General features: G+C 40.6%; 17 protein-coding genes. 7 read left to right on the top strand and 10 right to left on the bottom strand.

The window, feature by feature from the left end; all coding sequences use genetic code 11:
- Positions 1–126: 126 nt before the first annotated feature.
- From ACP26M_RS14075 to ACP26M_RS14060, 4 genes are all read right to left on the bottom strand, one after another.
- Complete coding sequence (locus tag ACP26M_RS14075; RefSeq protein WP_426580742.1) at positions 127–2685, bottom strand: hypothetical protein; 2559 nt, start codon at positions 2683–2685, stop codon at positions 127–129.
- A gap of 447 nt (positions 2686–3132) precedes the next feature.
- Positions 3133–3699: a hypothetical protein gene (locus ACP26M_RS14070; protein ID WP_426580740.1), complete on the bottom strand. Its 567-nt coding sequence runs from the start codon at positions 3697–3699 to the stop codon at positions 3133–3135.
- Between the two features lie 264 nt (positions 3700–3963).
- A complete protein-coding gene (locus tag ACP26M_RS14065; RefSeq protein WP_426580738.1) occupies positions 3964–4512 on the bottom strand; it encodes a hypothetical protein in 549 nt (182 codons plus the stop codon).
- 132 nt (positions 4513–4644) lie between these two features.
- On the bottom strand, positions 4645–6693 hold the full coding sequence (locus tag ACP26M_RS14060; RefSeq protein WP_426580736.1) for a hypothetical protein: 2049 nt from the start codon (positions 6691–6693) through the stop codon (positions 4645–4647).
- 106 nt (positions 6694–6799) lie between these two features.
- On the opposite strand from ACP26M_RS14060, the gene ACP26M_RS14055 reads away from it, so the two are divergent.
- A complete protein-coding gene (locus tag ACP26M_RS14055) occupies positions 6800–7249 on the top strand; it encodes a hypothetical protein (protein ID WP_426580734.1) in 450 nt (149 codons plus the stop codon).
- Between the two features lie 5 nt (positions 7250–7254).
- Here the strand turns inward: ACP26M_RS14055 and ACP26M_RS14050 are convergent, their stop codons facing one another.
- The 6 genes from ACP26M_RS14050 to ACP26M_RS14025 form a co-directional block, all read right to left on the bottom strand.
- Complete coding sequence (locus ACP26M_RS14050; protein WP_426580732.1) at positions 7255–9360, bottom strand: hypothetical protein; 2106 nt, start codon at positions 9358–9360, stop codon at positions 7255–7257.
- Between the two features lie 23 nt (positions 9361–9383).
- Positions 9384–9824: a hypothetical protein gene (locus tag ACP26M_RS14045; protein ID WP_426580730.1), complete on the bottom strand. Its 441-nt coding sequence runs from the start codon at positions 9822–9824 to the stop codon at positions 9384–9386.
- A gap of 69 nt (positions 9825–9893) precedes the next feature.
- Positions 9894–10094, bottom strand: a complete 201-nt coding sequence (locus ACP26M_RS14040; protein WP_143020699.1) for a hypothetical protein — start codon at positions 10092–10094, stop codon at positions 9894–9896.
- Entirely contained in the window at positions 10037–10756 is a 720-nt protein-coding gene (locus ACP26M_RS14035; protein ID WP_426580728.1) for a hypothetical protein, read from the bottom strand. Before ACP26M_RS14035 ends, ACP26M_RS14040 begins: the two co-directional genes overlap by 58 nt.
- Positions 10757–10801: 45 nt before the next feature.
- Complete coding sequence (locus tag ACP26M_RS14030; RefSeq protein WP_426580726.1) at positions 10802–12061, bottom strand: PBSX family phage terminase large subunit; 1260 nt, start codon at positions 12059–12061, stop codon at positions 10802–10804.
- Positions 12062–12109: 48 nt separating this feature from the next.
- Complete coding sequence (locus ACP26M_RS14025) at positions 12110–12577, bottom strand: terminase small subunit (protein ID WP_426580724.1); 468 nt, start codon at positions 12575–12577, stop codon at positions 12110–12112.
- A 174-nt stretch (positions 12578–12751) separates the two neighbouring features.
- Between ACP26M_RS14025 and ACP26M_RS14020 the strand changes: the two genes are divergently transcribed.
- The 6 genes from ACP26M_RS14020 (at position 12752) to ACP26M_RS13995 (ending at position 21053) form a co-directional block, all read left to right on the top strand.
- The gene (locus tag ACP26M_RS14020) at positions 12752–13255 is read left to right on the top strand and encodes an antitoxin Xre/MbcA/ParS toxin-binding domain-containing protein (RefSeq protein ID WP_426580722.1); all 504 of its coding nucleotides are present in this window, start codon (positions 12752–12754) and stop codon (positions 13253–13255) included.
- 93 nt (positions 13256–13348) lie between these two features.
- A complete protein-coding gene (locus ACP26M_RS14015; protein WP_426580720.1) occupies positions 13349–13813 on the top strand; it encodes an RES family NAD+ phosphorylase in 465 nt (154 codons plus the stop codon).
- A gap of 84 nt (positions 13814–13897) precedes the next feature.
- The gene (locus tag ACP26M_RS14010; protein ID WP_426580718.1) at positions 13898–15142 is read left to right on the top strand and encodes a hypothetical protein; all 1245 of its coding nucleotides are present in this window, start codon (positions 13898–13900) and stop codon (positions 15140–15142) included.
- Positions 15143–15417: 275 nt separating this feature from the next.
- Positions 15418–16014 (top strand): hypothetical protein, encoded by a 597-nt coding sequence (locus ACP26M_RS14005; RefSeq protein WP_091163239.1) that lies wholly within the window; start codon positions 15418–15420, stop codon positions 16012–16014.
- A 145-nt stretch (positions 16015–16159) separates the two neighbouring features.
- A complete protein-coding gene (locus tag ACP26M_RS14000; RefSeq protein ID WP_090523751.1) occupies positions 16160–16450 on the top strand; it encodes an RNA recognition motif domain-containing protein in 291 nt (96 codons plus the stop codon).
- A gap of 295 nt (positions 16451–16745) precedes the next feature.
- Positions 16746–21053: a gliding motility-associated C-terminal domain-containing protein gene (locus tag ACP26M_RS13995; protein WP_426580715.1), complete on the top strand. Its 4308-nt coding sequence runs from the start codon at positions 16746–16748 to the stop codon at positions 21051–21053.
- Positions 21054–21075 lie beyond the last annotated feature (22 nt).

The following is a 21075-nucleotide window of genomic DNA, read 5'->3' as shown; positions in this document are numbered from 1 at the left end:
GAGGTTAGAGGTTAGAGGTTAGAGGTTAGAGGTTAGAGGTTAGAGGTTAGAGGTTAGAGGTTAGAGGTTAGAGGTTAGAGGTTAGAGGTTAGAGGTATGTTTGTTGTGAAGATTGGCATAGTTTATTTATAGGTTTACTCGGTTTATGGTTTGAGCGAGGATGTTTTGCTGGTTGTTTATATCCTTAACATCTACATAAACGGGGGGGAAGTTATTGATCATTTGGTAGGCAAGCGTATTGGCCAGATCTTTAACGTCATTAACAGGTTGGTTATAATATCTATTGGCATTGCCGCCATCAGTAAATATACCGCCGATTGCATACCCACGGCCTGGATTGGGTATCGAAAAATCGCGACCACCATGCGCCACATTGATGGCACTAACCAAATTGCGGGCCCATGGATTACGCATGGCTTCAGAAACCACAACAGCTTCACCCGAACGGAGATAGGCATTGGTGTTATCTGTACGGCTGTAGCCCGGTAGCAATGCTCCTCGACCGTCAGATTGATAGTGTAAACCACCCTTCGCATATTGCGGAGGTTTCTGGCCTATAATAGTAGCAACTTGTATAGCTGTAGAAGCTATGATGCCCGGTATAACAAAGGGAGCAAGTATACCCGTTTGTGACGTTGCTTTGGTAATGGCCAATGCACCGTTAATAACGGCTTGTAATATCGATGCTTTCTGTTCTGCCTTAAAGGCCTTGACTTTTTCGGCAGCTTCCTTTTTTTGATATTTATCCTCAATGGCCTTTTTCTGTGTGTTTGTCAGGTTTTTATTGCTTAGTTCGGCTGATTTGTCTTTTTCCAATCCTCTTATTTGGGCATCGCTTTGAGTTTTAATGTTATTTTGAATGATGGAAAAAGCTTTGTCGGCCACTTGTTGTGCGCTTTGCAATGCGAATTCTTTGCGTTGTTGCTCGTATTGTTGAGTTAAAACTGTAATGTCTTTTTGCTTTTGATCTTCCAGCGCTTTGATTTTTTCGGCGTTACCGGTAGCGAGCCATATCTCATAGGCATACTTATCATTAATAAGTTGTTTCTCGGCATCTAATTTTTGGCCGGGCAGTAATGCTTTATCAACCTTTTTCTGATCTTTTGCTATGGTATCCTCATGTTGTTTGGCATCAATCATGGCCTGCATTTGCTTTTGAGCTTCTGCGAAATCATTCTTGTTGAAAAACTGGATCTTATCGCCAATACCAAGATGGAATTTCTGTTGAAGTTGCTCGCTTTTTTTGTTGTAATCTTCCTGGCTGATCAGCTTTTTATTAAATACATCATTTAATGCAACAAGCTCAATGTCGTAGCTTTGTTTATCAAGTTCAATTTGTTTGGCAAAGTCAATTGCTTTAGCTTGCAATAAATCGGCGCCTCTTTTTTCATGAGCAATATTTTGTTTATGATCTACATGCGAAGAACCTATTGCGTCAGATGTCTTTTTTAATTTTGCAAGTCTTTGGTTTAATCTTGCTAATCTGTTGCTTGTTTCGCTGCCATTGGTCTTGGCATCAGGCATTTCCAAAAGCTCGGCAACACGTTGTTTAATGGTCTTTATTGTGATAAATTTATCATCGGAAGCAAATTCTTTCAGGTCCTTTAACTTGTGTCCTAAATTTGCAAGTCGCTTGCTTGTGTCACCGTCAGACTTATTTGCCTCAAGTTTTTTTGATAAGCGGGACATACGATTTTCTATCTCATCTATTGTATTAAGGGCGTTGTCGGGAGTTTCAAATTTCTCAGCATAGTTTTCGGCTTGTTTGTTTAACCGCTGGTATAAATTTGCCGTTGCTTCTGACAGGTTTTTGCTCTTTTTCTTTGCTATTGTAAGTTCATCATCTGCATTTTGCTGCTGTATAGTTAAGAATATTTTCGCCTTTGCGGTAGATGCGGCACCATATTTCTCTTTTCTGTCGGCTTCCACTTTTTCAAAGTTTGATAACGCTTTGTGAGCTTCTAAGCTCTTTTCTTCTGCAGTTTGAATCTCCTTTTGCGACTCTATAATTTGATCTGTGTTGTTGCTTAATAATGCAGTTGCTGCGGCCCGGTAGTACATCATTTGGATATAATCTTTACCGTGTTGTACAATATTTCTCTCAGCGAAATCCAGATTATTCGTTTTACCGAGTGTTTCGCCTAAAGTTTCGTTATATTTTGCCAAAACCTCTTTTTTATCTGCATATCCATTCTTCGCTAATTTTATTTTCGCTGTGAGCTCCATAACATCAGAAATAGCTTTTTTATATCCCGAACCTTTAAAAGCTTCTCCCATTGCCTGTTGTTTTATTTTAAGCTCATCTATAGCGTCGCCGCCTTTGAATAATGCCGACACCCAATCAATGATCACTCCACTGTAGTTTGCCAACAAAGTAATGCCTACAGAAATAAGTGAGTTCCAGGATAGCATTGATGAGGCTAATTCCTTTAATATGTTCTTAGGCTTTTGCCCTGATGCTGCGAGCTCCTTATTTTGCTCATTCAGTTTTTGCATAGCGTCTACAACCTCTGGTAGTTTTTCGCCAAGTGCTTTAAGTCCATCCTTTATGCCATCAGCAAATTCAGGTAGTTTGCTATTTACGCCAATTATTGAGGTCTTTAGTGCATCTAAGGCATTTTTATATGCTTCAGCCTTCTTGATGTCATCGTCGGTTATACCCGCGTTGTTGTTTTGATTTATCATGGTATGTTTTGTTGAAGTTTATATTATAAACAGATTTTGATGTCCTGTACCGCCGTTCTCTGAGCTTTTTGGATAATGTAATTTGCAATATGCCAATTGGCATATTGCAAATGGGTTTAACAATAATTCAGTTAATACAATCCTGTTTAACAACGAGGAATGATTTCTTGATTACAATTTCTTAGCGCCCCGTGGGGAATTTCAAAATATAGTTACTGTATTAAAATTCTGGGCAGGATCGGCAGCAGGCATTGCTGTTGTCGACATGATGTTAAACGACAGTGGGAAAGGAGTTGTTTAACACCAATGCTCCGTAGAATGTCTGTATCTTGCGGACTTCAATGGAAAACGAAGAAAATAATCGCTGACAACATTTTTTAAGTAAATAACGCTATCATTTCACACACAGGCTGACTTTTAAAAGTCCACCTGTATGTGAATTCAATACTATTTGTCTGCTTTCGAGCTTACTCGCGTAAGATCAACTTGAATTTCCGGGTTATTAAAGAGGAATTCCGGGGGAGAACTACTGATATCAATTTGATTAGTATCCCTTTTTGAAAAATTGCCACTTATCCAAACTTTATCTCCGTTATATAAATTTGCTAAAGAGTCTTTAACGGAGATTTGATCAAATGTTACAGCTGCATGGATGAGAATGGAATAATTTTGCGGGTTTTTATCGTCAAGAACCTTTCCCAAAGGAGTCATAAACGTTACATCGATATATTTTGAGGGCCAATCTTCTACTTTCAGTTTATAAATGGTTACCGGCCATTTGTGAAATGAACTTTTAAGAGAATCAAGGATGAAGCTATTCAATTTTTCTTTCTCTGCATCAAATAATTCAGACTTTTTTATTTCATTATATTCAGAGTTATAAAGGGAATCGTACATAGATAGGCGCTTAACCAGGGACAATTGTTGTACAGTACGATCATCCTTAACGGGTTTCGACACCGGTTGGCAGCTGTAAAAGAGAAGAGATAGTAAAAAGATTTTTGAATATTTCATCGTGTTAAGGTTGTTGACTAATTTTTTTAGTAAAAATATGAAAAAAACAATTGCGGCAAATGTTTAATCAGCTTTAATTTAGGTTGCCGTTGCTAAAATGATTGACCTTGTAAAATCTGGTAACGTATTATTATCAATTTCGAATGGTAAAGCCCAAAAACGCTATGACTATTAAAATAACTGTAATAGCAAGTATGCTATATTTCTTTTTATTGGACATGGAGATTTGTTTAGGTAAGAAAGATTCGATCTTAGGCGATTTTTTTATTTTTTGAAAATGGGAGATTCTTTGTTCGTTATCTCGATTGCCCATACATAAAGAGGTCCATCTTCAAATTGGTATCCAACTGGTGGATCACTATCAAAGTCTTCCTTTATTAGCGCTTTTTTGTTTGTTGTCATGGAAAAGAAAATCATCGGAAAATATTTATTGTTCTTATTTTCCATGCTTTGAATTTCGTATCCGGTATATGCACCTATACAAGCGGTTTTGTATTTACGTAAACTATCAGCACTTATTACCCAGCCACAGCTTGCCATAGACGGACGTCCGTTCAAATTGCCGGTTATCGGTTTAACTTTTCTATATAAGGTTATATGAGATGAACTATCAAGCAAACGATCTCGAGCATATAGTTTGTCATTAATTTTAAAGTGGTTATTCTTAAAGTTAAGATAGTAAAGCGTTAAAAAACGTTTATTATAAAAAAATACGGCTACGATTATTAGGATAATTGAAAGGCTGTTAATTAACCAAATTGTTCGTTTCTTGTTTTTTTTATTGTTCTGTTGCTGGCTTTGGGTTTTAATCATGATTATTTAGGTTTTGCTAATATTTTTGGTAAATATAAATGACGGCTTGGATAAATCAAATATCTGGACGCAATATATTTATTGATATTACAATAATTTATTGGGAAGTTGTTTTTAACTAACTTGAAATAATTATCCTAATTTAACCAATTCAACCTTGGTAGGCTGTCCTTTACGCCAGCTATCAATTTTGTTGATGTAATAATAGCAACTGTCTTGTTCCAGATAAATCGGAATAAGCAGATCAAGTTCCAATATATCACGGGGGGGAAGTAAGAAATATCTGACAACCTTTTTCGTTTGGGTAAGTATCTTTTCGAGTTGAGGATAATACATTGTTTTTAAACCAGGTTGCACACTACCGTTAACTCCCGGTTTATCGCAGAAGCAAAGATTAAACTCGCCGTCGGGCTTGTAAAAATAGGGAACAGATACGACGTCATTTACCTCCATAATCTTTTCTCCGTCTGTAAATTTTACTGTGGGATAATCTTTGAGATTGAGTAGGTTTAGTTTCTGATCGATCAGTATTCTTGGTGATGTACTAATGCTGAAGTCGTTAGTATCGTTATCTGGATCAAGTTTTTTGATTTGTGCTATAGTGCCGCCTGTAAAAGCCCGATTAAGGGTTGGAGCAAACTGGCTTTCAAACAGGTCGGCACTTGCGGGTAGCGTTTTATCTTTAACCACAATTTCTGCGTCGGCAAACTTTTTAGGCAGTACATTATCATCATCCTTGCATTTCATGTAATTAACCTGCGCGTATCCGCCAAGCTGGAAGCTAATAGTTTTGCCCTGATCGATGCATTTGCTGGTCCAGTTTTTTGCGATTGGGATATTATCTACAATATCAGCAAATGGGTTAAACGACACGGTGTGGGTACTGTTATCTGTTTGGCATACAATGCCGAAACGTTGCAGCGTATCCTTCAATAAATCTTTCTGACTTATATCCGGAAAAATGCGTTCGCATTGTACCTGCTGGCCATATAAAACCGGTTTCTGATCAACATCGAACCTAAACACAGCGCCTTTATGAATAAAAACTGTAGTATTATAACGATGCAGGTGAAAAGTGATGAAAACGGAATCTCCTTTATTAAGTTCAAAATCATATGTGAGCTTTAAATTCTTAACCGGTTCTGTGCGCTCACGGGTATTTGGTGGATAAGCCTTATCCGTAAAGCTGATTGTTTGCTTTGCCACTTCGCTTGAATGACCGTTTGCTTCACGATAGTTTATTATGAGTTCAAAATATCCATTGTCACCGGTATTAGCAATGCCATGCATATCCAAATCCAGTATCAGGCTTGCAGTGCCGTTAACCCGCTCTTTTGCATGATATTCCTGGAACCCAATTGGTAATGTTCTGTCCGTATTATCATTGGCGTGCATACCTAACTGCCCGCCATCAATTACAAGCTCGTTATTTGTAACGTACAACATCGATGCCGATTTACTCAAACCGTCAATAGCGTTCTGAAGATCTGAGCCATGCTCAAACTCGTCATTGGCAAACTGGCAAATAAGTTTAGGATATAACTCATTTTTAAGCAAGGAGCCTGTTGCTTTATACCCTGTGTTTTTGATCATTAACTCGATTGCTGTTTTAATGAAAAAGCCGGGGCGCATGGTGTACACATCTAAAGGTTTATCAAAATCAACCTCATTTATCGAGCCATAATCAACAACTGGCCATATCCAGCCATCTGTCTTTTTTTGTGAGGCGATAATGGTATCCAGATTCCAGGTGTGGTCAAAAGCCTGCCACGGCAGGTTTTTACCCAAATTGGATGTGGTGCTGCTGCTATCGCCCATGTCATAGATTTTTCCCTCCAACGCGTCAAAAAAATCAACATTGCCACTTAATATGGTGATGTTGGCCATATCCTGTTCAATGCTGTTAAGCACAGCTAACCCATAAGGGATGATTTCAAGCCCATCCTGTATAATTTTAGCCTGATAATTATCATAGGGCAGGTTTGTAGTAAAAGCTACCTGATCCGGAAAACCCAGAATTTGACGGTTACGTTGCCTTAGTGGTATCTTAAACTGGTTGCTGGTATTGCCCTGCTGGTTTTTAACTTCGGCCAGATTATTGATCTGGAAGGTAAGCGCAATAGGGCTGTCATCAGTTAAATCAACCAGTTGGTCATTAATATAAAGTTGTATCTGATTCATGAAATTAGCAAATGTTAGTTGTTGACCGTTGTTTAAAACAATTGGTTTATTATCAATAATTTATTTAAGTTTATGATCCCGACCAATTAACCTGAAACAGCATTCAATGCATGTAAAGTATCTTTTGATAATTGCCATATTGGTATGTTGCCTGGTAGCATGCAAAAAAGATGATAAGGCTGCTAACCCTGTAGTTACTATTACAGGTAAATGGTACCTGAAAAAATATCATACCCGCAGTTATAAAAACAATGTACTATTGAGAGATACTGCCCGTACAGATTACTCGGCTGCTGATTTTGAAATTTTTAATAATGATGGTTCAGGTTATACGTCAAACCGCACTCCGTCGGGCGAAACGGCGCTTATTAAATATCAATACACTTTGAAGGATAAAGTATTAACCATAAGTAAAACAACACCGGCATTTTATGAAGGCACTTATACCGTTAATACACTTAGCGAAAATGCACTTGAAGTAAGTTATGAAAGTAGTATAACTGTTGATGGTGATTATTACTATGGGATTGATAACATTAGTTTTACGAAAGAATAGGGCGGTTACTGGCTTTGAATATTTATCGACGGCATGTTGAATGTTACGCTAAACGGGGCTTGCCCGTTGCGGGTTTCATATTCGCTGTAGGTAGCCGTATTTATCACAATGGTTTGCCACCTGACAGGATTTTTATTTACCAGCATTTGTACCTTTGGCGAATATTTAATTGACTGCAGCCCGCGGATATCATTTACAGAAAGGTCTTCGGCCATAACCTTCATTTTTTGCCCTGCACTTTTGCTGATCACTTCTTCAATTCCTTCCTGGGTTTGCCAGTTTTGTACAAAGTTTTTAATTATAACAGCATTTTGAACATCCAGGCTTATTTCCTGGTTAAATACAAAACGATAGTAATTCCAGGAACCACTAAGCCCGATCCATCTCAGGTATACTGAATTATCATCAACAGCATCATCTATCCGTATAGTTTGTGCTTTGGTTAACGAATGCGAGCCATTTTCATCATCATACCTGATCTGGATATTGAAGTAATAGGCCACGGCCGGGAAGTTTGCATTAACCATAAGCCGGTGCAGGCCGGCGGGACCTGTTAAAGGCATGATAAAAGATGTCTGGTTCCCAATACTAAATTTGCTGCCATCTTCATTCAATATCCATGAATCATCTTCGTTTTGTAAATAATCGGGTTGTGAACCACCCGGTAGCGGGTTCCGGTTAATATCAAGCAAAGTAAGCAGGCAATAGGGTTGGAGGCCGGCCATCTCATCGGTGCAGATAAACCCAATATCGAATGGGTACCCGGCCGAATACACAGGTTCTTTAAAATCTGTTATCCATTGTGCAGGTGAGTTAACGTTTGGTACATAAGCTGCAAGGTTGCTGCCATATTTATCCCCGAGCTGTTTGGCCGCATAAACCACATAGTACGGATACCGAATTTGACTGAAGCTGCTTGTAAATCCTTCGTTTGAGCCATCATCATAATGCTGGGCGTACTCAACCGTATAAGCGGCGCAGAGATTGGTATCGCGATGATCAACCTGGTTGTAATCGCTGCTGTCGGCCGGGCGCAGCAAACTCTGTAAAAAGTTTGACAGGTCCGCTTTTACTAAGCCGGTATTATCCGGCCGGTTTACTGATTTTATAGCGGATAGGTTATTGGTAAGCGGATCGTTATAGGTAATGCGGGTATGCAGCTCATAATACGGGTACATGCTGTTGATATTAATAAAACCGGTAGTGTCACCGTTTATAAAGGAAGTATCAATCACTATGCTATTGGTGCCGGTTACTTTTTCAATGGTATAAACTCCTTTATAAGCGTTCGTATTCAGATAGATTTTATCCCCTTCCTTGACTTTAACCAAACCTGTATTGGTGTCTTTAAAATTGGCGTTAACACTGATGCAGGCATGCCCTTTTTCGCCGTCGGCTGTTATGTTGTTAATCGTGAAATCTTTTCTTTGATAGGTAAACACGATAGGATTGAACGCCGCGCTCCAGCGTGATATATATCCATCGGGGAGCATTACCGAAGGGTCACCGGTTAACAGATTGGTGGATGTTGAAATACTAACCTCCGCGGTGTCTGTACAGCCTAAGGGGTTACTGTCTTTTACAAGTATGTGTTTTAACCCTCCGCTTAGGTTTGTGAAAACAGGAGACGCCTGCCAGTTTACACCCAGATCGATACTATACAATATGGATGCAAAACTTGAGGTCGCGTTAACTGTAATCTGAGCGTCGGCAGCTCCCGGGGCCGACTCGATCTTATTAATAGCTATATAATTTATCTTCAGATCACAAACAGAGGGATTGGGGGAAGGATTGTCACCGGCTTTGACAGCAATTATGCTGAACGATACATAATTACTCCGAATCATATCGCCCTGGGGACTATATTCGTAATCCCTGATGATACCTGAATAAAGTGGGAATGATTGCCCGGCTACAATAACGGTGAAGGTGCTTGTATACCCGTTTTCGTTACGCTGATAGGTGACTTCGCAGTTATTGCCATTGGTAGGCTGCCTGGTATCAGCATCAATAATGCTGATGAATACATCGCCCTGATCGATTTGTCCCCCGTTTTGGTCGGGGTAGGTTGTTGAGCTGATGGTTTCATTAATAGTGGCTGTTATATTCATTTTTTATTGGTTAGAATGAGGGTTTAAAAAGCATCAAAATACATGGCCGATAACGCTATGGTTAAACCAATACCGGTGGTGTTAACATCAAACTTGTTATAAACCGGCACACATTTGGCTTTTTGCCCTGCTTTGACCCTGAAGTACCGGCCTTCGCCTTCCCTGTATTTTGAGGCTTTTACCACAAATTGGTTAGCCATTTGCAGTGCCTGCGATATATAGGTTTCATTTTCGGCCGTGAACTGTCCAAAATCTGTTTTGAACAGAAACTCCATATAAACGGTGAACGTATTATCAACCGAGCCATTAACCTGCGGACTTACCTCAATAGGCTGAAGGGGGTAAAGAAATACGCAGGGAAAGGTGATATCATCTGCAAGGGTATTCAGTTCGGCCTGGGTGCCATAGGCAAATGCCGGGTTGCCATTAAGTGTTTGTACAATAGCTTCTATTTGGTTACGCATAATAATTCAGACCCCGATCCCTGGGTTGGGGTGGTTTGGTATTTAATAGCCTTGCAGGGATAAGGCGCTTTAAGTTGTAGTTTGAGATAGCTCGCTATATCGTTTTTGATATTCAGCTTCGGTTTTGTTAAGCAGCAGTTTGGTAAGCAAGCGCTCATATGGCATACTCATGATCAAGTCCCATTTGGTAATATCGCCGCCTGCTAATGAGTTTACAGTGTTGATGTATTTAAATTTTTCGAACGACTGGATTCCTGCCCTTTTTTCCAATACGGTAGGAGCCGATGCCAAAAGCTTATTCTCGGCATCGATAAGCTGGGATAACAGGTAAAAAAATGCTTTGAGATGGGCAGTGCCTCCGTTACCCGTAGCTTTTTAACTTCATCAATAAAGTTTTCGACTTCATATTCGTTATATTTTTTACCCGTAGCCCTGCAATAAAGGTATTGTGCCAATACCTGGCAGCAGGCGTTTAATGATGGGTTAAAATGTTCCTGCCAATCATCTTCGCCATGGGTTTTTATATGGGTATTTATTTCTTCGGCTATGATATCGCGGGCTGCCATAAAAGCACCAGCAGGCTCAACCGAAAGGTTTTGCATTACTTTTACCTTTGTTTTTTGGAATGGTGCCCCGCTGCCCCCTGATAGCATAAAAATTACCTCTTTGGGGATCTCGTTACTGTTGTACAGGTGTTTAATCTGGTAGGATAAAGAAAGCACGGCATCGCCAAACTGGTGCAGATCATCATAGTTTTTGATGTTATGAAGCTCAATAACCGGGATGCCCGAAAGTATGCTGATGGCCTCCAAATCTGTTATATCGGGCCGGGCCTGCAAATCCATTAGTTGGCCCAGGGTTACTTCATTTAATTGCGTTGGTATCCGGACCCGCAACTTGCCCTGGGTTGTTTTTAATATTTGTTCTGTCATATTTATTGAGCCTGTATCGGTTTTGTGGTTTTTGATTATGGATGTTTAGATCAGCCCGTGTAAAACCCCTGCCTGTTGAATGCTTTGCCTGTGCGGCAGGCGCGAGTGGAGTTTTCCGGTACCGTTTATTTTTAGTTTATTAAGGGCGATATACCTTAAGGGGTCTATCAAATGATTCCATGAGTCAACCGGTTCATTGATGGTTTTGCCTGTTACATCTACGCGCCATTTGTAACGGTTAAGCTCGTTACGCAGGTTTGTACTATTGCGGGTTATATTTATTTTGTAGCGTTTAAGGATATCAATAGAGTTTTTAACACTATCGGCGCCTTTTTTTGCAGGTGTAATGCGCCACCCCAGGCGTTTTAATTCTTCTATTGATTTGGGTTCTGCACTATCTGCAATAATTTCGCAGTTAAAACCTACACCGGCCTCTTTTAATTTTGAGGAAATATCTGTGTTGGTGAGGCCTGTTTTGTAGAATAACTCGTTTACCCACAATTCGCCGTTTTGCTGGTATACTTCAATGCATCCGGTTTCATCATTAGTAAAACCAAAATCTAACCCCAGGGCTATCAAACGGGCATCGGCCGGGATAGATTCGCAGATATACCAGTTGTCAAATATAAGTCCGGTTGTTTTGCCGGTTAAACCACGGGCATATACCTTCCATAGTTCAATATCAACAGTTTTTAACGCTTCTATTTTATCACGTACTTCCTGACCTAAAAACGGGTTATGCCGATGGTCGGACACGATAAGCTGTACTCCCGGTTTACCAATTAAGTGCTCATGTACCCAAAAGCCGGTATTGGGGTTATAGTCAATAAAAATGCGTTTTTTTGTGCGCAGGGCCAATTCTGTATATACATCCCATGTAAGGCCATTGGCTTCGTTGATAAACAGGTAATCGCGCTTTCCGGATTTTGCATCCTGGCCGTTGTCGTAACTTTTAAACTCAATAATACTACTGTTAAAAAATTCGAAGATCCGGTCGCTTTTATTATAGCTTTTAATTTTTGCCTGTAATACCGGCGAAGAGCTATATATATTTAGCGCATCACGCAGGGCGCCTGCTTTAAGGTTAGGGATATCCTGTCCAACTATGGTGATCACCTGTTTGGGGTTTTCGCAGGCAAGGCAAAACAGCGCCTGCTCAATGGCAAATGTTTTACCGCTGCTGGTACCTCCCTGGTTAATTACCACATGCGCGGTTGAGAGATAATTTTGTTTGAACAGGACAGAACAGTGAAAACCTTCCGGTTCTTTAAATGGAATGTCGGTGATTATTTCTTCATCGGTCATTGTTGCTGATTTTTAAATCTGATACCTGAACTTGCAACGGGTACCAGCTTATAGTTTTACCTCTTTTTCGCTACCGGCAGGGGGCGGGCCGGAGTTAAAGATCTTCACTTTTAAAGGTTTTCCTGCTTCTGTATTTGGTGACGGATCATGTTTTTCGTTCCACCCCATGTTTTTTAGCGCGAACATTGCCCCGGTTGCATTTTGGTGCAGATGGGCTTCATAACAAGCTTCTACGCGTAAAACACCTTGTTTAACTGCCTGTGAAAACGGGCCGTGCTGTACATAAGTATAAAACTCCTGCCGGCTGCTAAAGCCAAGGGCAAGAGCCAGCCCTGATAGCGTTGCGGGTTCGGGTTCACGGTCCCAAACCTTTTGTTCAATAGTTTCTGCATTGTCTTTACTGTTTTTTACCGGTTTTTGTTCAATATGATATTTCCCCTTTATATAGGCGAAATATTTGTCAATAAGCCGCTCAACCTGGGCGGCGTTATTAAAGGAAGATATATTGGGTTTCATTATGTTTTAAATGCCGATTGGCATAAAAGAATAATCAAATGTCGGAAATATTTTTTACAATTACTAATTTTATTGGTAATTTTTTATTTGAAGCAGATATAGCAGATGAGCATAGGGTGAAATGAATAAGATGTAAATATTTTCTTTTTTAATAGAAAATATTTACATTTGTATATGAGCAAAGCAATTAAACGTAATACAGCTATTGAAGGCAGGCAAGGGCAGGCTGCATCCCGCCCCTATGTATTTACCGATGCGCCTATACAGGTTTTTAATGATCTGCTGATGCCTTATGAAACCTATTTTAAATCGCCTTTGGCCAAGCTTGGGGCTATAAAACAAGGGTTGCGTTCAAATTCCATCACTGATTTATTAAAGGTAACCGGTGCTACTCAAAGTGATATTGCCAAATGGCTGCATATAACCGAGCCTACTTTGCGTAAGCATTTGCAAAGCACACATGAGTTAAACCAGGGGCTGAGTGAGCACATCATTCAACTGTTTGAGCTTTTTGATAAAGGCCTGGATACCTTTGGCACCCTTGACGAGTTTAAAGGCTGGCTAAAACATTATAATCCGGGCATTGATGCTATCCCTTTTGATTTACTTGATACCATAACAGGCATTAGTATTGTAATAAGCCAGCTTATCCGTATTGATTACGGTGTGCTTGCCTAAAAATAATTATTGAATTAATGATTTAGTGAATGATTGCATTTTTTTCGCAAATTTATGATCACTAAATAGGTTATTAATCTTTCCATCTATCTTTTGAACGTTTACCGGATAAGTCAAACCAAATATGCCCATGACCGCAAAGGCTCAGGAATTGACGGCCGATGGAATTCATTGGGACAATATATGATCTATACAGGCGGTTCGCTGGCTCTTTCGTGCCTTGAAAAACTGGCGCATTCGCCTGGCACTGCTTTATATGCCGGTGATTTTTCAGTTATTATATTTCAGATACCGGATAATCTGCCTGTTTTTGAGATCACTGTAAACAAACTCCAAAAACTTAATGCCAACTGGCACAAGGTAATTAACTACCCGGTTACTCAATTACTTGGCGATACCTGGCTTCGTAAAATGGAAACGGCCGTATTAAAAGTACCATCGGCAATTATTGATCTGGAATATAATTACCTGCTTAATCCGGCCCATCCCGATTATAACAAAATAACTATTAGCAGCATAAACAAGTTCACCTTTGATCCGCGGCTTAAAGCGCAATAAAATCTTGTACAAACAAATAACTTAAATAATTATTTTATAATTGCACGGATAAACCTTTTACTTTTCCTGCATCGAATAATTATAATGGGTATTAATAAAACAAGCGTTTTAATTTTTGCAGGCTTGCTCATAAGTATCAGAGTACACGCCCAGGATAAAAGATACATCCCGATAGGGCACACTAAATATAAAGATACAGTACTGGTTACCCATCCCGACACTACTTTTGAAAAAGATATATTTGACGTTATAGGATCCATTTTTGGTGAAAGCAAAAAGCCCGGCAAAGTTGATTCTGTAACTTCAAAACCCGTAATATCAATTATTCCGGCTATAGGTTACACTTTACAAACAGGGTTGGCGGGTACTATATCAGGCAATGTGATTTTCAGGTTAGCACCCGATACCCGGATCTCCACCATAACAGTAAACCCTGCCTACACTCAAAATAAGCAGGTGATCGTCCCCATCCAATCAAACATATGGTCGAAAAATAACAAATATGATTTTATAGGCGATTTCAGGTTTTACAAATATCCGCAAAGTAGTTTTGGCTTAGGCAGTAATTCTGACAGGGATAATGAAAATCCCCTGGTTTACAGTTTTTTTCGTTTCCATGAAACTGTTTTGCGCAATATAACCGGAAATTTTTATGCCGGTTTGGGGTATATTTTTGATGACAGGTGGAATATGTACGAGAAAGGGCAGTTAAACGGAAAAACGTCCGACTATGAAAGGTACGGCCCTGTTAGCCGCGCTATATCAACCGGGATAACGTTTAGCGGGCTCTATGACAGTCGCGATAACTCGATCAATGCATCGCGCGGATTTTACACCTCGTTACAGTACCGGGATAATTATACTTTTTTAGGCAGTACAACTGCCTGGCGCTCTTTAATTGTTGACGTGCGCAAATACTTCAGATTTCCGGAAAGCTCGGATAACGTGCTGGCCTTTTGGTCATACAATTGGCTGGTAATTAATGGCCGGCCGGCATACCTCGATCTGCCCGCTACAGGGCATGACCCGGGCTTTACTACCGGGCGCGGATACATACAGGGTAGGTTTAGAGGGGCGCAAATGGTTTATCTTGAAAGCGAATACCGGTTTAAAATAACCCGGAATGGTTTACTTGGAGGGGTAGCTTTTGTAAACGGCGAGTCGTTTTCGGCAGCACCGGGTACGGCTTTGCAAACTGTGCAGCCCGGTTTTGGGGCTGGTTTAAGAGTTAAACTGAATAAGGTATCCAAAACCAACATAGCCATTGATTATGGTTTTGGGCGCGAAGGGTCAAAAGGCTTGTTTATTAATGTGGGCGAAGTGTTTTAGTTGAAGTGTATTCTTTTGATTGACAGTGTATTGTTGGTGGCTTGAATTTTAATTTTTATAATTTTACGGCGTTGGAAATCCCCAAAAACGGCCTGTTCTCTGTTTGTTTTTGCATTTTTATTAAAAGTTCATTACCGCGCATAAACCGGCAACTTTAGCATGACTATTGACGTATATTTATATAAAGGTTAAAAAAAGTTAAAAAATTAATTCGTTTAACCATATTTAATGAAATTTGTAATTATTTATTGCTATGTTTATTCGCCAATAAGCCTATGATACGTACCAGTTTTACTAAATGGTTTGTTTTACTAAGTTTATCCATTTCGGTGGCCTTAACTTCCTGCCAAAAAGACGAGGAAGTGAAAGATATCAGCGCGGTTAAAACATCAGGCAGTAAGGACAGCGTATCATCAGTAAACATTATCAATACTCCGGGTAATTTTCTTGCAGGTAAAGGTACTTTAAAAGTTACCATCGAAGATTCAACTTACACTTTTGATGCCAGCCAGGATTCAATTGCATTCATAAACGTGCATAATGGCGATAACAAATACTTTGGCATCACAGCAATCAATAAAGCGCATAACATGAGTTTTGGTATCAGCTCGTTAGGATTAGCTTCGGTGAAAACCAGCAGCGACGTAGCAGGAAGCCAGTTTTTATTTAAGGTTGATGAAAAAAAACCTTTACTTCAATATACCCTTACCAAATATGCCGGGCAACAGGATTTTGGCAAGATTGATATGGACCAGTATAATCACGAAAATATGATTGCTAAAGGTACTTTCTTTACCTTTTTAGCTAAAGACGATAAGTCTGACTCTCCTTTTTACCGTGTTGAGGGAAGCTTCGAGCTACAGCTCAAATAAAATCCGGTTTTGTTTTTAACATTGGTTTGGAAATTTTATTCAGTAATATGAAGGTAAAAAAGCCATTACCTGATGATCATTAGTGCCGGGCGAGGCAGGAATCCGGCTCTTTTTTTGTACCTTTACGCAAATTTTAAAAACATTGATGAAAGTATTTATTGCAGGTCTTCCTTTAGAAGTAGATGAGGCCGAATTAACAGCTGTTTTTGGTGATTTTGGGCCGGTTAAATCGCTCAGGATCATTAAAGATCGCGAAACAAAAGAGAGTAAGGGTTTTGGTTTTGTGGAGATGGTTAACGAGGATGAAGCGAAAGAAGCGATACGTTGCATGAATGGAGCAAGTTATTATGGCCGCAGAATCACGGTTAACGTAGCCGAAGATAAAGGTCCTGGCTTTAACGGCGGTGGCCAAAAAGGTGGCTTCAGGCGTAATTAATACCCACTAAAACATTTATTCTTCATTTCAAAAATATTAGCCGGCTTAGTCCGGCTTTTTTGTTTTTATCTGCAACGCTGAATCATATAATTAAAATGGTGTTAAATAATTGAATGAACAAGAGTTGCGGGAAAAAGAATAATTTGGTATGTTTATTAGTGATTGGTAAGCCTCTGAATTTTAATAAATTATCATATAATAACCTTAACCGCGGTTTTATGGCTAATTATGGTTACTTTTTACATTGTCCGCACCCGGGAATTCCTGAGCTTATTGTAGATTTAAAATAACTACGGTGGGTTCTTTTTTTAAATCGGTAATAGCAGCGACTGTGCTATGGTTTACGGCTTTTACAGCTTTTAGCCAGGAGCCACCTGACCTTACTTATGTTACACCCAACGTTTATGGTGTAGGTACAACAATACCTGAGTTATTTCCTTCTAATTCACGCGGCCCCGTGCCTGCTACTATTTATGGCGAAACGAAGGTTATAGCTGGAACAGGCCAATTAGGGAACGTTAATGGTGATGCAGCTACTGCGCAATTTAAATTGCCGTACGGTATTAGCATAGATGCCAGCGGCAATATGTATATTGCTGAAAGCGGAGGAGGAATCCGCATGATAACTGCCTTGAGGCAGGTTTCATCAATTGGTACGGATGCCTTGCCTGGTCCGCCTTTTAATGTGCCTAAGCTTAACAATCCCCGAGGGATAGTTAAGGATAAAAGCGGGAATTTATTTGTAGCAAATTACAGTAACCATAACATATTAAAAATTATGCCTTCGGGCTCAATTACTGTATTTGCAGGAATTAATCAAAGCGGCACTGCTGATGGTCCGGGTAATGTGGCAAATATTATCAATCCCAACGGTATTGCTATTGACAGGGATGATAATCTGTATGTGTCTGATGGTAATAATGCGATTCGTAAAATATCTCCGTCGGGTTATGTATATACCCTTGCCGGCCAGCCTGCTGCAGGTACTTTAGATGGGATTGGGCCTGCCGCTCAGTTTAATAGGCCAGCCGGGCTCACAGTTGATAAAAACGGGAATGTTTATGTCGCTGATCAAGGCGGCTTTGTGATTCGTAAGATTACTCCTAATGGGCGGGTTACAACAATTGCGGGCAGTGGAGTTTTTGGAACGAACGACGGAAATGGGACAGCGGCCAGTTTTCAATCTCCTGTGGGGATAACTATTGATGCCTCGGGTAATTTATATGTAACTGATAGTGGAACGGGGACTATAAGACGAATTTTACCTAATGGCGACGTTAAAACTATAGCTGGAGGTGGTCCGGTAGGAGCCGAAAGTGGGGTTGGTGCCGATGTGCATTTTAGCAGCCCAAGCGGTATCGCAATAGGACCGGATGGCAATTTATATGTAGCTGAATATGGCAAAAATTCTATAAAGCGGGTTATAGCAACAGGTTATATTATTGATAAACCTTTGCCTCCCGGTCTTGTTTTTGATCCTAAAACCGGGGTAATAACCGGAACTCCTACGGTAACCTGGCCGGCTACCGATTATAAAGTTACCGCATTCAATGCTGGCGGTAGCGCAAGTTTTGTGATAAACATTAGCGTAAACACGGTTGCTGCGCCTGCAATTGTAGTGGGCCGCGTAACTGGAACAATGAGTACCTGTTTTGGGGCTGCCTCAACAAGTTATCAGAAATTTACCTTGTCTGGTACAAATCTTATTAACAATATTAGCGTAAGTGCTCCTGCTGCAGGGTTTGAGATTTCGTTATCGCCAACAGGAGGCTATACCAATAGCTTTACAGTTAACCAGGCAACGTTGGGTACGGCCGGTGTTGAGGTTTATATACGTTTGTCGGCTGAAGCGGTAGTAGGAGTGTGGACGGGTAATTTGTATATACATTCGCTTGGCGCTAATGATGCTGTTGCAGTTGCAACAGGCGTAGTAAATGAATCGGTTACACCGGCTGTTAGTATTGCTCAACAGAATTTAGGGTGCGCTGGCCAGCCGGTAACATTTGTTGCTACACCAATAAATCAAGGGGGCAACCCAATTTACCGGTGGTTTGTAAATGATGTTGATCAGGGTGTAAATAGTACTACGTTTACAACCTCATCAGTTACAAGTACTGATGCAATAACATTTATATTAACTAATACCGATAACTGTGCCACAATTGCCGATTCGCGCTCCAATAAATTATTTCCGCGATATAGGCAAGTAGTACCTGCGGTGCATATCAGCCAGCAAGCTTTAGTTTGCCCAGGCGAACCGGTTACTTTTGTGGCAACACCAACCGATGCTGGTGTTAATCCCATTTATCAATGGTATGTAAATGGAAATGCACAGGACGAAAATAGCCTTAGCTTTACACCGGCTACAATAAACAAATCTGATATTGTAACCTTTAGTTTAACCAATACCAGTGATTGTACTTTTAAAGCAACGGAAAAGTCAAATTCGTTGACTCCTCAATATAAACCACAGATAACGCCGGAGGTAAGCATTAATCAACAGATTTTAAGTTGTCCCGGCGAACAGGTGATACTTGTGGCCTTATCAACAAACGGTGGTGATCATGCCAATTATCAGTGGTATGTAAACGGAAGTCCTCAGGGTGCCAACAGCGTGAATTTTATAAGTTCTGAAATTAGCAGTAGTGATATAATAACGGTTACGCTCACCAATACCACCGATTGTACAAGCACGCCATCTGTTACTTCGGCCTCGGCATCGCCCATGTATATACCATTAACATTCCCAATAGTGACGGTAGAACAGCCAGATTTAGCTTGTCAGGGGCGGTCGGTCACATTTGTGGCAAATACCCATGGGACTGAGATCGCTAATTCTGTTTACCGCTGGGAGATTAATAATGTCGATCAGCATAATAACAATAAAACGTTTCCTGCGCCCACCACCATAACGGCTGCCGATAAGGTGACTGTTACGCTGATTAATACAAGCGATTGCGGTCCTTTGAGTGCGATTTCAACTCCGGTATCGCCTATATATAAGCCATTAGTAACACCAACAGTAACAGTGGAACAGCTCAACATAGGTTGCTCGGGCCAGCCTGTAACTTTTGTGGCTAATACCAATAGGAGCGAAGGTATTAACCCTGTATATCGCTGGCGGGTTAACGGTGTCGATCAAAATAATAATGGAAAAACATTTCCGGCACCTGCAACTATTACCGCTGCCGATAAAGTAACTGTTACCCTCGTCAATACCAGTGATTGTACCGATAATCCCGCTGGTGTAACCTCTCTTCCGATATCGCCTGTATATAAGTCATTGGTAACACCAACAGTAACAGTGGAACAGCCCAACATAGTTTGCTCGGGCCAGCCTGTAACTTTTGTGGCTAATACCAATGGGAGCGAAGGTATTAACCCTGTATATCGCTGGCGGGTTAACGGTGTCGATCAAAATAATAATGGAAAAACATTTCCGGCACCTGCAACTATTACCGCTGCCGATAAAGTAACTGTTACCCTCCTCAATACCAGTGATTGTACCGATGATCCCGCTGGTGTAACCTCTCTTCCGGTATCGCCTGTATATAAGCCATTAGTAACACCAACAGTAACAGTGGAACAGCTCAACATAGTTTGCTCGGGCCAGCCTGTAACTTTTGTGGCTAATACCAATAGGAGCGAAGGTATTAACCCTGTATATCGCTGGCGGGTTAACGGTATCGATCAAAATAATAATGAAAAAACATTTCCGGCACCTGCAACTATTACCGCTGCCGATAAAGTAACTGTTACCCTCGTCAATACCAGTGATTGTACCGATAATCCCGCTGGTGTAACCTCTCTTCCGGTATCACCTGTATATAAACCTCAAATTACTCCAATTGTAACTATTGCTTCTTCGTCGATTTATCCCGCCTGCGAGGGGGCAGATCAAACCTTTATGGCCGTATCGCCTAATGCGGGCAGTACCCCAACCTACCAGTGGCAATTGAACCATGTTAACGTTGGCGAAAACAGCGATAAGTTTACAAGTAATACCCTGAAAAACGGTGATGTGTTAACCTGCACAATAAGCAGCGCTGCACAATGTACAATGCCTGGTACCAGCAATGAGCTTTCCATTGAAACTAAAGCGTTGCCTACTGTGGCATTTAACGGAGAGCTTACTATAAAAAGGGGTGAAAGTATTGCCTTGTCCCCAGTTAAATCAGATGATATTATAGATTATAGTTGGTCGCCTTCAGTTGGATTAAATAATTCAGTTATCTCAAGCCCAACTGCGTCGCCAACGGTAACCACTGTTTATAGGTTAACCGTAACAACAGCAGGCGGATGTCAGGCCTCAGCCGCCATCAAAGTTAACGTGCTTGAACAAATGGTTATCCCGAATGCTTTTACCCCTAACGGGGATGGTATTAACGATACCTGGAGTATAGCCGGGCTTGCCGCATATCCAAATTGCATCGTGAATGTGTTTAACAGATATGGCGCCGGAATATTCCGTTCGGTAGGTTATGCTAAAAACTGGAACGGATCTTTCAATGGGTATGTGCTGCCGGCCGGGACTTATTATTATGTAGTTGACCTTAAAGATGGTAAGAAACCGCTGTCGGGGTACGTAACACTTTTAAAGTGATATATGCAAGCCAGCGCAATTA

Origin of the sequence: Mucilaginibacter sp. R-33, from assembly GCF_049949235.1 — a bacterium.
Taxonomy (GTDB): Bacteria; Bacteroidota; Bacteroidia; order Sphingobacteriales; family Sphingobacteriaceae; genus Mucilaginibacter.
This window is presented reverse-complemented; position numbering and strand designations above follow the sequence as displayed.

Bases quoted from the DNA above. Each gene is read 5' to 3' on its own strand.
- ACP26M_RS14070 (WP_426580740.1), bottom strand. From the start codon at position 3,699: ATGAAATATTCAAAAATCTTTTTACTATCTCTTCTCTTTTACAGCTGC.
- ACP26M_RS14050 (WP_426580732.1), bottom strand. From the start codon at position 9,360: ATGAATATAACAGCCACTATTAATGAAACCATCAGCTCAACAACCTAC.
- ACP26M_RS14065 (WP_426580738.1), bottom strand. From the start codon at position 4,512: ATGATTAAAACCCAAAGCCAGCAACAGAACAATAAAAAAAACAAGAAA.
- ACP26M_RS14010 (WP_426580718.1), top strand. From the start codon at position 13,898: ATGGGTATTAATAAAACAAGCGTTTTAATTTTTGCAGGCTTGCTCATA.
- ACP26M_RS14060 (WP_426580736.1), bottom strand. From the start codon at position 6,693: ATGAATCAGATACAACTTTATATTAATGACCAACTGGTTGATTTAACT.
- ACP26M_RS14045 (WP_426580730.1), bottom strand. From the start codon at position 9,824: ATGCGTAACCAAATAGAAGCTATTGTACAAACACTTAATGGCAACCCG.
- ACP26M_RS14035 (WP_426580728.1), bottom strand. From the start codon at position 10,756: ATGACAGAACAAATATTAAAAACAACCCAGGGCAAGTTGCGGGTCCGG.
- ACP26M_RS14075 (WP_426580742.1), bottom strand. From the start codon at position 2,685: ATGATAAATCAAAACAACAACGCGGGTATAACCGACGATGACATCAAG.
- ACP26M_RS14055 (WP_426580734.1), top strand. From the start codon at position 6,800: ATGCATGTAAAGTATCTTTTGATAATTGCCATATTGGTATGTTGCCTG.
- ACP26M_RS14025 (WP_426580724.1), bottom strand. From the start codon at position 12,577: ATGAAACCCAATATATCTTCCTTTAATAACGCCGCCCAGGTTGAGCGG.
- ACP26M_RS14020 (WP_426580722.1), top strand. From the start codon at position 12,752: ATGAGCAAAGCAATTAAACGTAATACAGCTATTGAAGGCAGGCAAGGG.
- ACP26M_RS14005 (WP_091163239.1), top strand. From the start codon at position 15,418: ATGATACGTACCAGTTTTACTAAATGGTTTGTTTTACTAAGTTTATCC.
- ACP26M_RS14000 (WP_090523751.1), top strand. From the start codon at position 16,160: ATGAAAGTATTTATTGCAGGTCTTCCTTTAGAAGTAGATGAGGCCGAA.
- ACP26M_RS14030 (WP_426580726.1), bottom strand. From the start codon at position 12,061: ATGACCGATGAAGAAATAATCACCGACATTCCATTTAAAGAACCGGAA.